Origin of the sequence: Gorillibacterium massiliense (assembly GCF_000455485.1) — a bacterium.
Lineage (GTDB): Bacteria > Bacillota > Bacilli > Paenibacillales > NBRC-103111 > Gorillibacterium > Gorillibacterium massiliense.
Window position 1 is genome coordinate 21,771 of sequence record NZ_CBQR020000062.1, and the last position, 14,284, is coordinate 36,054.

10 protein-coding genes are annotated in these 14,284 nt (G+C 53.2%); 7 read left to right on the plus strand and 3 right to left on the minus strand.

Features of this window, described 5'->3' with window-relative positions:
* The first annotated feature begins 5 nt into the window (after positions 1-5).
* From TJ79_RS06760 to TJ79_RS06775, 4 genes are all read left to right on the plus strand, one after another.
* On the plus strand, positions 6-899 hold the full coding sequence (locus TJ79_RS06760; RefSeq protein WP_040949533.1) for a carbohydrate ABC transporter permease: 894 nt from the start codon (positions 6-8) through the stop codon (positions 897-899).
* Between the two features lie 64 nt (positions 900-963).
* Positions 964-2,559: an extracellular solute-binding protein gene (locus TJ79_RS06765; protein ID WP_202903301.1), complete on the plus strand. Its 1,596-nt coding sequence runs from the start codon at positions 964-966 to the stop codon at positions 2,557-2,559.
* A 164-nt stretch (positions 2,560-2,723) separates the two neighbouring features.
* A complete protein-coding gene (locus tag TJ79_RS06770) occupies positions 2,724-4,109 on the plus strand; it encodes a helix-turn-helix domain-containing protein (protein ID WP_238322853.1) in 1,386 nt (461 codons plus the stop codon).
* Positions 4,106-4,609, plus strand: coding sequence for a VOC family protein (locus TJ79_RS06775; RefSeq protein ID WP_081756756.1), 504 nt, complete (start codon positions 4,106-4,108; stop codon positions 4,607-4,609). Before TJ79_RS06770 ends, TJ79_RS06775 begins: the two co-directional genes overlap by 4 nt.
* 77 nt (positions 4,610-4,686) lie before the next feature.
* Here TJ79_RS06775 and TJ79_RS06780 read toward each other — a convergent pair whose 3' ends face one another.
* A complete protein-coding gene (locus tag TJ79_RS06780; RefSeq protein WP_162162927.1) occupies positions 4,687-6,906 on the minus strand; it encodes an AraC family transcriptional regulator in 2,220 nt (739 codons plus the stop codon).
* Positions 6,907-7,370: 464 nt separating this feature from the next.
* Here TJ79_RS06780 and TJ79_RS06785 point away from each other — a divergent pair, with 464 nt between their 5' ends.
* The 3 genes from TJ79_RS06785 to TJ79_RS06795 all read left to right on the plus strand — a co-directional run bounded on the left by TJ79_RS06785 (position 7,371) and on the right by TJ79_RS06795 (position 13,470).
* Positions 7,371-9,152, plus strand: a complete 1,782-nt coding sequence (locus TJ79_RS06785) for an alpha-amylase family glycosyl hydrolase (protein ID WP_052339348.1) — start codon at positions 7,371-7,373, stop codon at positions 9,150-9,152.
* A 438-nt stretch (positions 9,153-9,590) separates the two neighbouring features.
* Positions 9,591-12,674 carry an isoleucine--tRNA ligase gene (gene ileS / locus TJ79_RS06790; protein WP_040949536.1) on the plus strand — a complete coding sequence of 1,028 codons (3,084 nt, stop codon included), beginning with the start codon at positions 9,591-9,593 and terminating at the stop codon, positions 12,672-12,674.
* A 169-nt stretch (positions 12,675-12,843) separates the two neighbouring features.
* On the plus strand, positions 12,844-13,470 hold the full coding sequence (locus TJ79_RS06795; protein ID WP_040949537.1) for a CatA-like O-acetyltransferase: 627 nt from the start codon (positions 12,844-12,846) through the stop codon (positions 13,468-13,470).
* Here the strand turns inward: TJ79_RS06795 and TJ79_RS06800 are convergent.
* Both TJ79_RS06800 and TJ79_RS06805 read right to left on the minus strand, forming a co-directional pair.
* A complete protein-coding gene (locus tag TJ79_RS06800; protein WP_040949538.1) occupies positions 13,467-13,679 on the minus strand; it encodes a hypothetical protein in 213 nt (70 codons plus the stop codon). The two genes, TJ79_RS06795 and TJ79_RS06800, sit on opposite strands and share 4 nt — an antisense overlap.
* Before the next feature lie 215 nt (positions 13,680-13,894).
* A partial coding sequence (locus TJ79_RS06805) for an aminoacyl--tRNA ligase-related protein (protein ID WP_337588929.1) occupies positions 13,895-14,284 on the minus strand: 390 nt, incomplete at its 5' end.

A 14,284-nucleotide genomic window follows, 5' to 3' on the forward strand; every position in this document is an offset into this window, starting at 1 on the left:
TTTCCATGAAAATCAGAGAAGACCGCTCATCCAAATGGTTTCAACTCACCGCCTACGCGGTGGTGATTGTCGGGTGCATCCTGTGTTTGCTGCCGTTTCTTTTGATCCTTTCGGCATCGCTCACCAGCAACGCCTCCATCGTCCGCGACGGCTATAACATCATTCCGCGGGAGTTTTCCCTGGAAGGGTACAACGTGATCTTCAAGGTTCCCGATGAAGTGCTGCGAGCTTATAGCGTGACCATCGTCGTAACAGTCGTCGGCACCTTGATCGGGCTTCTGATGATCACCATGGCGGGCTACGTGCTGCAGCGGAAGGACTTCAAATACCGCAACTTTTTCGCCTTCTTCATCTACTTCACCACTCTGTTTGGAGGCGGCCTCGTTCCCTACTACATGCTGATCACCAAGTATCTGCACTTTGCCAATACGTATTACGCCTTGATCTGGCCGTCTCTCATGACGCCGTTCCTGATCATCTTGATGCGCAGCTTCATCAGCTCGGCGGTGCCCGACGAGGTGATCGAATCTTCGAAAATCGACGGCGCCAATGATTTTCTCATCTATTACCGCATCGTGCTGCCGCTGGCGATTCCGGGCTTGGCCACTATCGGCTTGTTCCTCGCCCTCCATTTTTGGAACGATTGGTTCTCTTCGGCTCTTTACATCAACGATACGTCGAAATACCAGCTCCAGTTTTATTTGTACAACATTATCAATACATCCTCGTTTTTGACCAATATCGGAGCGGGGGCGGGGGTTGTCCTGGCGGAAGGCGTCCCGACGGAAACGATGAAAATGTCCATGGCCATCATTGTCACGGGACCGATTTTGTTCCTGTATCCCTTCGTTCAGCGCTACTTTGTAAAAGGGTTGACGATTGGAGCGGTAAAAGGTTAGAACCGGTAGTATGGAAACATACCGCCGGCTAACATACAATTGAAGATGAACAGGGAGGATTCGTATGTTGGGGAAACGTAAAAAAACGGTCGGGATTATGCTGACACTGGCCATGACCGCAACGCTCATCGCGGGCTGTGGCGGAAGCAGCGACAAAGACAACGCATCGGCAAGCTCGAAAGCGCCGGAAGCATCGAAGGCGACTACGCAGACAGCAACGGCATCGGCTGCACCGGCGGGCATCGACACGTCGAAGAAGGTCAACCTGCAGTTCTACATGCTGGGCAACGCCCCGAAGGATTTGGACAAGGTGCAGGCCGAAATCAACAAGATGGCGCTGCAGGATTTGAATGCGACGGTTACGTTCAACTTCACCACCTGGACAGACTGGGATCAAAAGTACAAGCTGCTGCTCTCCACGGGTCAGGACGTTGACCTGATCTTCACGGCGGACTGGACGCAGTATCAGCAATATGCTAAAAAAGGCGCGTTCCTGCCGCTGGACGATCTGCTGCCCAAGGCTGCTCCGGTGCTGAACTCCTTCGTCCCCAAGGATATGTGGAATGCTGTCCGCATTGACGGAAAAATTTTCACCGTGCCTGCGACTTATCAGGAATATGTGACCAACGGCTTCGTCTGGCGCGAGGACCTACGGAAAAAGTACAACCTGCCGACTCCCGTAGACATTCCGACTTTTGAAGCTTATTTGGACGGCATCAAGAAAAATGAACCGACTATGCAGCCTGTCGCCATCGGCTCGGATATGGGCGGAGCGCTTTCGGACCCCTATCTTGATATCTACCGCAAAATGGTCGGGCCGCTGCCTTACGGTTTATACGCCAACTACGACACGCCATCGGAAATGACCAGCTATTGGGGTTCTCCAGAGCATCTGGCCGATTTGAAGCGGTTCAAGGATTGGGCGGACAAAGGCTATTTCTCCAAAAACGAGCTGAACGAGAAGGAAACGAGCCAAACCAAGCTGGTGAACGGAACAGCCGCCGCCATGCTTGGGGATAATCCGACCCGGTACAATCAAACCATGAGCAACATGAAATCGCTGCATCCGGATTGGGAGCTGGGCTATTCTCCGTACGCCGTGACGACGGGTTATGCAACGCCGGTACATCCGATCCACAACGGCTTCGCTATCCCGGCAAGCAGCAAGAACGCGGAACGCGCCCTGGCCTTCTATGAAAAAATGGTCACCGACAAGCGCTACAACCAGTTGACCGAATATGGCTTCGAAGGCGTCAACTACTCGGTGGATAACGGCTACTATAAAATGGTCGGCAATGCCGACACCAACGGCTTCCTGCGCGAAGGCATGCAGGGCTGGGCGTGGCGAAATCCGGAATTCATGCTCTTCGAACCCAGCTACGACGGCGTGAAGAAGATCTTCGATCAATTGGATCAAGTGAAGAAACCCGACATTTACACCGGCTTCGCGGAAGACTATACCGACTATCAAGCGGAACGGTCGGCGCTGGAACAAGTGGAGAAGCAGTACCTGTTCCCGCTCATGGCCGGTCTCGTCAAAGACGTAGACGCCGGCCTGGCCACCTTTATGGAGCAAGCGAAGAAGGCCGGGCTGGAAAAGATCCAAGAGTCCTATAAGAAGCAATGGGAAGCCTATTTGACTGAGCAAGGCATCAAATAATTAGCACCGAACACAAACGGCTGCCCGGGATGGGCAGCCGTTTGGCGTTTAGGCGTGAAAGGATCGGTTTTTGATAAGAAAAGGGACTCCTTTTACGCAACATTTTGCTATGATTAATCTAACACCAGGCGGTAACCCGATAACGTTTTTTTCGGAGAGGGGGCTTGATTCATACGGTCGAGACTGTCCAAAGGGCGATTGATTATATAGAAGAACGCCTCGCAGAGCCGCTATCGTTAGAGGAAATCAGTAGGGCAGCCGCGATGTCGGTACCGAATCTGTACCGTTTGTTTTATGCCATGACGGGTCATCCGATAAAAGAATACATACGCAAAAGAAGGACGAGTGAGGCGGCTTGTCACGTACGGCAAACCAACCTGCCATTGAACGAGATCGGCTTTCTTTGCGGGTTTGATACGTACCAAACGTTTACCAAGACCTTTAAGCGAAACATAGGGTTGACTCCTGGACTTTATCGCAAAGCAGACGTTATTTATAGCTTTGAACGGATTCGCCTACAGGAACGATTTTCATATGCAGAGGAACGGGAGATTTCCGAACGGTATCCGGATGTAAAGGTGATTAATCTTTCTCCCCATCAAGGAATCGGATATCTTCACGTTTCCGACCGGGAGGAAGGGATGGAAGAGAAGGCTTGCACGCAGTTTCAATCCATTCTTGCCGAGAGCCATATCGACTCCAGTCAAATGAGGTTGTTTGGGTGGAATGTGGATTTGGAAAGGGAAAATCCATCCTTCGGATATCAAATGGTAGCCGTTAGCCCCGAGAAAAAGAAGTGGCTCGCGGAGCATCCGGATTTGCAGCCCTTTTCCCATACTGGCGGAACTTATGCGGTTACTTGGACACCGGCGGATTCCGCTCCTCAAATCGTTAATGCATGGAACCGATTGCTATCCGAATGGCTGCCTCTGAGTACTTTTGAGCTAGGGGACCATGGTTTTCTCGAAGAATATCAGCAATTTAACGGTCGAATTGCCCGAATGAAGCTATATCTTCCCGTTAAACGCTCTCAGGGGAAGGAAACCATTACGATTACGGTGCGGGAGCCTCAGAAGGTGATGAAATTTCGAGCGGAAGGTGTCAACTGCATGTCGCGGGCAGACGAGGCCGCTATGGAATGGGTAGCAAGGAACGGGTTCGTGGGGGATACTCGCCTTCAAGTACTCATGAGCGGCAGCTACGGCAGTTCGCCCGATGATACCCATGCGTATGAGATATCCATCTCTCTACCGGACGGTTTTCTCCCCGCCAAGGAGGATGAATACCGAATGGCTGTAATAGAGGGCGGATTGTACGCTTGCCTGACAACTAGAGCCTTGGGTTCAATGGCAGGGGTTCTTGAACGGATTTACCGATGGCTAGGCGCATCGCTTGAGTATACAGCGGATGAAGCACGGATTTGGTTCACCCAATACAATCTGGATGAAAGCGGGATGGAATGGGGGGCCGAAGCTCTTGAAAATAGGGTAACCGCCGAATGCTATGTGCCTGTCGTTTTACGAAATCTGAAGCGGGGGGATCGATCATGAGCGAAGGACCTGCACGAAAAACGATACCTGTGGATTACAGACCGGCAGTCATTCCGAAAACTTTAAAAATGATTCAAGGAGGCAAAATGATGAACGAACACCAGCAAACAAAAGAAAGCCAATTGCCGATCAGCCCGATCAAAAACAAAGTCGGAAGCATTTTTATCCCCGTTAAGGATATTGAGAAGTCTCGCAGTTGGTATTGTCGGGTATTAGGACTGAATGAAGATGACTGCACCATTATGAACGGTCACTTGTGTCCTCTGCCAATGGAGGGGACCGGGATTATTCTCGATACGATGCCGAAGTGGGGAGGAGACCAGCCGGGTGGAGCCCCGTCAATCGATATTCCGGCCTTTATGCTGATGACAGAGGATCTGCGAGGTTCGCTTGATTATATGAAGAAGATTGGCGTGGAACTCGTGACGGAAATTGAACACGATCACTGGTTCGTCGTGAAAGATCCGGATGGAAACAAGCTGATGATTTGTCGGGAGTAGCGTGAAAAAGGGGCATCCCTTAGCAGTCGAAAACTGCTTTTGGGACAGCCCCTTGTTGGTTATGCGGGGGAGAGGAGTTAGGCGTTGGCTTTGCGGAATTCCGCCGGGGTGACGCCTGTTGTTTTTTTGAACATCCGGTGGAAGTAGGAGCTGTTGGTAAAGCCAGTCCGCTCGGCGATTTCGGTCACCGGCTTCTCCGTTTGCAGGAGCAGTGCCTTGGCATTATCAATGCGGACGCTGTTGATAGCGTCGACGATGTTCGTTAGCGTTAATTGGCGATAGACCCGACTGACGTGGTAGGTGGACATTTTCAGCTCCTCGGACACAAGATTGAGGCTCAGATTCGGATCGTTGTACCGGGTTTCGATAATGCCGTTGATTTTTCGGATCAGGTCTTCCTGCTTGGAGCTTCGTTTCTCGAAAATCTTCGCCTTAATGGCTTCAAAAAGGAGGTGAACGGCTTCGGTCATCTCGTCCAGCGTTTCGTAATGATCGATGCTCGGAATGGTTAGTTCGGAACCGATATTCAGCCGGGTGCCACTGTTCTTTTCCATTTCCGCCAAGGTATTGCTCAAGGTGAGGGCGATATGCGTCGCCGTCGCCATCGTATCTTGGAAGGAGTGTCCGGCGGTTTCGTTCACGATCTCCCGGAATAGGGCCGTGGCTTCGCTTGTTTTTCCGGCCATCAATTCCTCCACCATCGCCCGCTCCTTGCCTACGCAGAAAGAATATTTCGCCTGATGCGGTTGTTCCGCCGCTTGGATCAGAGCCCCTCTACCCAGGAAAAACCGTTGATTTGACGCTTCTTTGGCTAGCTTATAATGGCTGTTCAACCCCTGGGGGTTCTCGGAAACCGGAGTTAGCGCAATGGTGATGCCGATGTGGATGTACTCCATACAGGCGTTCTGGATATCCTTCAGCATCGAGAAAAGGGAGTCGGGCTGAGGCGATCCACCTTCGAAGGTATTGATCAACATCAATATGCCGTCGTCCTCCAGATCTACGGATTCCACTTGGTATTGCTTGGAGCATACTTCCGTTCCGATGTTCATGATGGCGAACTTGTATGTCAGCATGTCCTTGTGGCTGCGTTTGCGGATATGGTCGAACTGGTCGATGCGCAGGTAAGCCAGCCGGTATGGTTTGGTAAAATCGAAATGGATGCCTGCGCGACGCAGCTTCTCCAATTGCAGCTGTGGGTTGATGTCGTGGATTTGGATCAGCTTACGCAGCATATTTTGCCGGAGAGTATAGCTGCTGTCCCGCCTTTCCGATTCCAGGTCGCTCATGCGGTTTTCGATTTTATTGATCGGCAAGTACAGGTAGCGAGACATCAGCAGGGATAACAGCAGTCCGACGATAAGGACTCCACCGGCGATTTGCAGCGTTCGGGTCCGGATGATCATGGTTTTGTCCGTGATTTCTTTATAGGGCGTAATGCGGACATAATGCCACTCGTAAGGGGTGGGGGTCATGTAGGTGATCAGCGCTTTATGATTTTGAAAATTCGCCACCTGAAACCCTGACTGCTTCTTGGGCACAAGCTGCTCGAGCAGGGCAAGATCCGCATCCCCCAGCTTGACGTTCGTCAAATCCTCGGAAGCCAGGACGGAATGGTGGTCATCGACGAGAAAGGTGCGCCCATTGCTGTCGTTTTGGCTGTTGCCCAGTTCTTTATTGATCCAGGATGCGGAAATGTTGACGATGACAGCGGAATTGATTTTTCGGTCGAAGCCGATGGCGTCGTAGCATAAAAAGGTATAGACGCCTATGCCCGCAGCCGTTTGGGAATCGGTTGCCATGATTCTCGGAATCGGCGTGAAGGGTTTGTAGACTTGATAATTTCCGAGTATGTCGAGGATACTCGTATCCACGATTTCGTCCTCGCGCCAAATGCCTTCCTGGCCGCTTTGAGCGGCGATATAAAAGGTTTCCGATGCCGGGTTGTAGACGTAGATCGATTGAATAAAGGGCATCGCCGAGAGATAGCTGCGCAAGTTCAGCATGGCCGCTTGGGTGTCGAAGGCGTCGGGCTCGCTGTAGTACATCATCTTCGTAATGGCGCTGTTGCGGTAGATTTGAAAGGCGACGGTTTGGGCATTTTCGGTTGTTTTGACCACCGTATTGCCGGTTTGCCGCAAGTTGGACAAATCGTATTCGAAAGCTTCATTTTGCAGGATTCGCGTAAAAATAAAATAATAGACGGTCGAGCTTGCGACTAATACCAGGATGATGCAAAAGGTAAGTCCAAGCAGTAATTGGGTATAGAGCTTCCCGTTGCGTCTAATTTTATTCAAGCGCAAATTTGTTCACCCTCTCGTAATGGTAAGCGAAAATGATAGTCTGACGGATTATGATCATTATAGCTTCTTGGGAAGCGTTCTCACAGTGGAGGGTATCTGACTTTATGAACAAATACGGCATGGGGCAGTGAACATATCGGGGATTTATGTACGATTTTGTGTTCGACTGCATGGGAGCGAGAAAGGAGCGGAAAGCGCTTCATCAAGCAGGAAGTTTTCAACGGACGTAGAATATGGGTTAGGGTAGGGGAATGAATTTTCCATAGTGGTCGTGAAATAGCGGTTCATTGCTGCGTATTGCGCAAACGTTTGCATTGATTTGAATGTGTAAGGCCTCTATTTATAGCAGGAGGGTCGTTTGACAGGCAGGAGGGCGGCTTGACGGGCAAGAGGGTTGATTAGCGGGGCGTTGAGGGATTAGCCCCGTGAGATTTTCACTGGAGGGAAGGATGGATAGGATGAACGGGTCGGGAAAGGGAAGAGCATGGAGATGGGGATTGGCGGCAAGCCTCTTTATTGTGGCAGTGGTAGCGATTGTTTGGGTGGTGTTGGGGGATAAAGCGGATGCTCCGAAAAAAAACGCAGCCGCTGCCGGATTAGGTCCGGTGTGGGATAATGCCAGCGTTTACTTCGTGTTGACGGATCGTTTTTATAACGGTAATCCGGCCAATGACCACTCTTATGGGAGGCCGAGCGTCGACGCCACCGGCAAGAATGTGGGGACGTTTCACGGCGGCGATCTCGCCGGCTTGACAGCGAAGCTGAAGGAAGGGTATTTTACCAAACTGGGCATTAACGCCATTTGGATTACGGCTCCCTACGAGCAGATACACGGCTTTGTCAGCGGCACTGGCGGGCAATTCGCCCACTATGGCTATCACGGGTATTATGCGTTGGATTATACGGAGATGGACCGCAATATGGGCACGGTAGATGAGATGCGCGAGTTTGTGGATACCGCCCACTCCATGGGCATCCGCGTCGTCATGGACGTGGTGCTGAACCATGCGGGCTTCAATACTCTTGCGGATATGGAACAATACGGCTTCGGCAAGATAAAAGGCATCGATGCCAATTGGACGCCGGGGGCCAGCCAAAACTGGGACAGCTATCAAGAGGCCATCGATTATAAGGACAAAACCGCTTGGGCCAAATGGTGGGGAAGCTGGGTACGGGCGGGTTTGCCGGGCTATGCCGAATGCGGAACCGGGGATAAAACCCTTTGCTTAAGCGGCTTGCCGGATTTCCGTACGGAATTGACGGAGAGCGTGGGGATGGCACCGGTCCTACTGACGAAGTGGGGGCAGGAGGGCACGGCGGATGAACCGTGGCTGATCCCGGCTGCGAAAGGACTTCGGGCAGATAAGGGGCTCGCTCCGGCGGATGCTATCATCGGTTGGCTTTCAGCATGGGTGAAGGAGTTCGGCGTCGACGGGTTTCGGGTGGATACCGCCAAGCATGTGGATATCGACCGTCTTACCCAGTTGAAGGAGGCTGCGGACGGAGCTCTTACGGAGTGGAGGAAGACCAACACCGGCAAGCCGGGAGCGGAATGGAAGGACAAGTTTTGGATGGTCGGCGAAGTGTGGGACCACGGCGTTCAACGTGACGCCTATTACGATAACGGCATGGATTCGCTCATCAATTTCTCCTTCCAATCGTACAGCCGAGATGACATGGAGCCGTTGTATGCCCATTATGCCAAAACGCTCCATGGGGAGCAGCCTTTTGATGTACTGACTTACCTTTCCTCTCACGATACGAAGCTGTACGACCGGACCGACTTGATCCGTGGGGGAACGCGGCTGCTGCTTATGCCCGGCGGGATTCAGGTCTTTTATGGCGACGAGACGGCCAGGCCAGAAGGTGACTCCGGCACCGACGCCACCCAGGGCACCCGTTCCGATATGAACTGGAGCAGCATCGATGAGCAGGTGCTGGCGCATTGGCAGAAGCTTGGCCAGTTCCGCAACCGGCATGTGGCGGTGGGTGGCGGAGCGCATCAGCAGTTGGCGGCGTCGCCATATACCTTCAGCCGCGTATACGATAAGGACGGAGTCAGCGATAAAGTCGTAGTGGTTACCGGAGCTTCGGGGACGGTCACGGTGGATGTCTCCTCGGTGTTCCCCGATGGGACGAAGCTGCGCGATGCGTACACCGGGAACACGGCCAAGGTGAAGAGTGGCAAAGCCGCCTTTTCGGCCGCGCCGGAAGGGGTCATTTTGATCGAGCAGGAGTAGGATGTTCCGCAGTTTCGGCTACGACAGGCTGACGGGCATCTGCCCTTGCCGCAAGCAGTATGCGACCAGTTGACTTTTTTCCCGGATCGTGAAAAAATAAGGGAAATATCCTTTGCAAAATCATTGACGAGACCAAGTACGCTAGCCCCTTGTTCCCCAGAGAGTCGGCCCCGAGCTGAAAGCCGACGTTCAAGGATTAGCCGAACATCCTCTCCGAGGTGGAAAGCTGAAACGCGTTAGGCGTAAGTAAGCTGCCCCGGGATCCCGCCGTTACAAGGGACGCGCATGTTGGTGCGTAGTAGCTCCGCCTCTTTTTTTAGAGTGCGGAACAAAGGTGGTACAGCGAGAAACAATCTCGTCCTTTGCGGGGCGGGATTTTTTTGTTTTCCGAATGTTTTGTTCCCGAGAGTGGGACCGATCAGGAAAGGGTGATTTTACGTGAGAAAAGTGGATGTCAAAGAAAAAGCGAGAACCCGCGAACTGCGCGTTCTGGACCAGTGGAGAGAGCAGGACACTTTCGCAGCGTCGATGAAAAACCGCGAAGGCGCGCCGAACTTCGTTTTCTACGAAGGCCCGCCGACGGCTAACGGCAAGCCCCATATCGGGCACGTGCTGGGCCGTGTCATCAAGGATTTTATCTGCCGCTACAAAACCATGTCCGGTTACCATGTCGTGCGGAAAGCCGGCTGGGATACCCACGGCCTGCCCGTCGAGCTAGGCGTCGAGAAGCAGCTTGGCATCTCCGGCAAGCAGGAGATCGAGAAGTATGGCATTGCCGAATTCGTCGAGAAGTGCAAAAGCAGCGTATTTGAATACGAAAAGCAATGGCGCGACCTGACGGAAGCTATCGCTTACTGGACTGACATGGACCACCCGTACATCACCCTGACCAACGACTACATCGAAAGCGTATGGCACCTGCTGTCCGAGATCCACGGCAAAGGGCTGCTGTATAAAGGCCACCGGGTCAGCCCGTACTGCCCGGATTGCCAAACGACCCTGAGCTCACACGAAGTGGCTCAAGGCTACGAGGACGTCAAGGACTTGAGCGCCACCGTCAAGTTCCCGCGCAAAGACGGCAAAGGCAGCTTCTTGGCCTGGACGACGACGCCTTGGACCCTTCCGTCCAACCTGGCGCTGGCGGTTAACAAGGACATCGACTACGTCACCGTAAAACAAGACGGAGAACTGTTTATCGTGGCAGAAAATCTGGCCGAGAAGCTCATGAAGGAAGGCTTCGAAGTCGTTTCTAAGCATAAAGGCGCTGAGTTTGTAGGCGTTGAATACGTGCCGCCTTTCGGCTACTTGTCTAATTTGAAAAAAGGCCACGTTGTCGTCGACGCCGATTATGTCAGCGATTCAAGCGGTACCGGTATCGTGCATATCGCCCCTGCCCACGGTGAGGATGATTACCGCACCGCCCGTCAACACGGCTTGGACTTCGTCAACTTGGTGGATACCCAAGGACGTTACGTGGATCAGGTGACGGATTTTGCCGGCCGTTTCGTGAAGGATTGCGACGTGGATATCGTGAAAAAGCTGTCCGAAAACGGCACGCTGTTTTCCAAGGAGCGCTACGAGCACAGCTATCCCTTCTGCTGGCGCTGCAAAACGCCGCTGCTCTACTACGCCACGGAAAGCTGGTTCATTCAAACGACGGCAGTTAAAGATCAGCTCATCGAAAACAACAGCAAAGTGGACTGGTACCCCGGCCACATCCGGGAAGGCCGCTTCGGCCGCTTCCTGGAGGAGCTTGTGGACTGGAACATCAGCCGCAACCGCTACTGGGGCACACCGCTGAACGTATGGATCTGTCAGGATTGCGGATGCGAGTATTCGCCGGGCAGCATTCAGGCGCTGCGGGAAAAATCCGTCACGCCTTTGGCTGACGATCTGGAGCTGCATAAGCCGTACGTGGACGAAGTCAAGCTGCGCTGTACCTGCGGCGGCACGATGGAGCGGACTTCGGAGGTAATCGACGTTTGGTTCGACAGCGGCTCAATGCCTTTTGCCCAGCAGCATTATCCTTTCGGGGATATGAAGAAGTTCGAAGACCAGTACCCGGCGGACATCATCTGCGAAGGCATCGACCAAACCCGTGGCTGGTTCTACAGCCTGCTGGCGATTTCCACCTTATATAATGGAAAAGCGCCTTACAAAGCGGTGCTGTCTACCGGCCACGTGCTGGATGAGAACGGACAGAAAATGTCCAAGAGCAAGGGCAACGTCGTTGATCCTTGGGATATCATCGAAGAGTTCGGCACTGACGCCTTCCGTTGGGCGCTTCTGTCGGATAGCGCGCCTTGGAACAGCAAACGGTTTTCCAAGGGAATCGTCGCCGAGGCGAAGTCCAAGGTCATCGACACCATTCAAAATACCCATGCGTTCTACACGTTGTATGCGACCATCGACGGCTACCGTCCAGAGGATCATGCGCCGCAAGTTTCCGCTAATGAGTTGGACCGCTGGATTCTGTCCCGTTTGAACACTACGCTAGGCCAAGTAACCAAGGGGCTCGACGGCTATGATTTCGTCAACCCGGCGAAACAGATCGCGGCATTCATCGACGATCTTAGCAACTGGTACATCCGCCGGTCCCGGGATCGTTTCTGGGGCAGCGGCTTGAGCGAGGACAAAGTGTCCGCTTACCAAACGCTGCAGAATGTCCTCGTCACCTTGGCGGAAATGATCGCGCCTTATGCGCCGCTGCTTGCCGAAGACCTGTACGGCAACCTGGGCGGCAAGGGCAGCGTACATCTCGTCGACTTCCCGAAGGTAAACGAAGCAGCAATCGATACTGCGCTGGAAGCGGAAATGGCGACGGCGCGGCAAATCGTCGAGCTGGCCCGCAGCGTCCGCAACGACAGCGGCATCAAGACCCGGCAGCCTTTGTCGCTCTTGATGGTTTCCCTTGACGGCTCCTTCGACCTTGACCGGTATGCAGACATCATCAAGGAAGAGATCAACGTCAAGGAAATCGAGCTTGCCGCCAGTGACGCCGGCTTCGTTAACTTCAGCCTGAAGCTGAACCTGAAGCTGGGCGGAAAGAAATACGGCAAGCTGGTTGGCCCGATTCAAAGCTATCTGAAGGGGCTGACGGCAGCGGAAGCGAAGAAAGTCGTGGATGGCGGCTTCGCGGAGCTGAACGCCGAAGGCGAAGAGCTGCGGATTCCGCTGGAAGAGCTGTTGGTGGAGAAGCAAGCGAAGGAAGGCTATGCCTCCGCTTTCGACAGCGGGGTTGCCGTCGCTCTGAACACAGCGATCACTCCCGAGCTGGAGCAGGAAGGCCTCGTGCGGGAAGTCATCCGCGCTATTCAGGATTACCGCAAGAAGCTGGATCTGCCGATCGAGAAGCGTATCAACCTCGTACTGGACGTGGATGCGGAAGTGCGGGGAGCGCTGGAACGCTTTGACGGCCTGTTGAACGATAGCGTTTTGCTGGCGGGCGTGCGCTACGGAACGGCTGATGAGATGGAGAGCGTGGCCATCGAAGAAAAAACCGTCCGTTTGGCGGTTGAGTAAGGCGATTGAGTAATAACGGACATCAGGAGCTTGCGTTTGATCAGAGCTCCGGTGTCCGTTTTTTCTAGATATCAGACATACATGCCGCTGTCGCGGCATCAGCGAATGGTTGAAATATCGGCACAGCCGTTCTTATATAAGAGATGAAGCTGAGGGAGGAGAATGTCTGATGGGAAGCTATAAAGAGATCGATATGAGCACTTGGAAGCGCGCCGTTCATTGCCACATTTTTCGCAGCAGTGTTCAGCCGCAGTATGGGGTCAGCTTTGAATTGGATATCACGCATTTTCTCCCGAGAGTAAAAGAACGAGGCCTCAGCTTCACGTTGGCGATGGTCTACGCGGTCACCAAATGCGCAAACGAAATCGAGGAATTCCGCTACCGATTCCTGGATGGGAAAGTCGTTTTGTATGACCGCATTCATACCTCGTTTACCTATTTGAATAAGGAGACGGAGCTGTTCAAAGTCGTCAATGTCGAGATGCAGGAGACGATGGAGGAGTACGTAGCCGTTGCGGCGGAAGTGGAGCGAAACCAGAAGGACTATTTCACGGGGCCGCCCGGAAATGACGTCTATCAATTTTCGCCGGTACCGTGGATTTCCTTCACTCACATTTCCCACACCGATTCTGGAAAAAAAGACAACGCGGCGCCCAACATCAATTGGGGCAAGTTTTTTGAACGGGACGGGAAGATCATCCTGCCGTTTTCCGTGCAGGTGCATCATTCCTTTGTGGACGGTCTCCACATCGGCAAATTGGCCGATGCTTTGCAGAGTTACTTGAATGAACTTTAGCGGTTGAAAAAAAGGCGCACATCTGCCGCTCTTAGCTGGCAAGTGTGCGCTTGTTCGAGTTGTTGTGCGGCCCCCGAATGGGCGATTGATTGCAAATAGTGCAGGAGAATCGGGAATTTCCCCTTAGGGAAGGGGAGTTGGTTGTATTTTGTGCAGGAGAATCCGAGTGCGGGCGCGGTTTTCGCGCCTTTTTCTTTATTCTCCTGCATTTTTTACAACCAAAACCTTGATTTTAACTAATATATGGGAATTCAATTGTACATTCTGCAAGCACGCGGCAGTTGGAGTGGTAAGAGTGGTTGAGCCAGTAGATTGGTCGGCGTGGTAGTGACTGAGTGACAACCAGGTCTGCCGAATCACCATGGAATCGGCCGTATCTGGCGTGCTACCGTCTAACCAGTTGGTACAACCCGAGCCCGTTCGCTTATTTTTGCAGCGCCAAGCGCTGCAATCCGCCCATGTAGGGCTGCAGTGCCGCAGGAATCCGCACCGAGCCGTCTTCCTCTTGGTGGTTTTCCAAGAGGGGAATGAGGATGCGCGGCGACGCCACGGCGGTATTGTTCAGCGTGTGGCAAAACCGCAACTTGCCATCCTTGTCCCTATAGCGGATATTGGCTCGGCGGGCCTGAAAGTCGTGGAGGTTCGAGGACGAGTGAGTTTCCCCGTATTCCCCCCGGCTCGGCATCCACGTTTCGATGTCGTATTGCTTGTACGTCTTCTGCCCCATGTCGCCGATACAGACGGCCACCACCCGGTACGGGAGCTCCAGCATCTGTAGCAACTCCTCGGCGTTGGCGGTGATTTCCTGTAACAG

Excerpts from the sequence above, each read along its gene's own strand:
- TJ79_RS06760 (WP_040949533.1), top strand. The coding sequence starts at position 6 with ATGAAAATCAGAGAAGACCGCTCATCCAAATGGTTTCAACTCACCGCC.
- TJ79_RS06765 (WP_202903301.1), top strand. The coding sequence starts at position 964 with ATGTTGGGGAAACGTAAAAAAACGGTCGGGATTATGCTGACACTGGCC.
- TJ79_RS06775 (WP_081756756.1), top strand. The coding sequence starts at position 4,106 with ATGAGCGAAGGACCTGCACGAAAAACGATACCTGTGGATTACAGACCG.
- TJ79_RS06785 (WP_052339348.1), top strand. The coding sequence starts at position 7,371 with ATGAACGGGTCGGGAAAGGGAAGAGCATGGAGATGGGGATTGGCGGCA.
- TJ79_RS06795 (WP_040949537.1), top strand. The coding sequence starts at position 12,844 with ATGGGAAGCTATAAAGAGATCGATATGAGCACTTGGAAGCGCGCCGTT.
- TJ79_RS06800 (WP_040949538.1), bottom strand. The coding sequence starts at position 13,679 with ATGCAGGAGAATAAAGAAAAAGGCGCGAAAACCGCGCCCGCACTCGGA.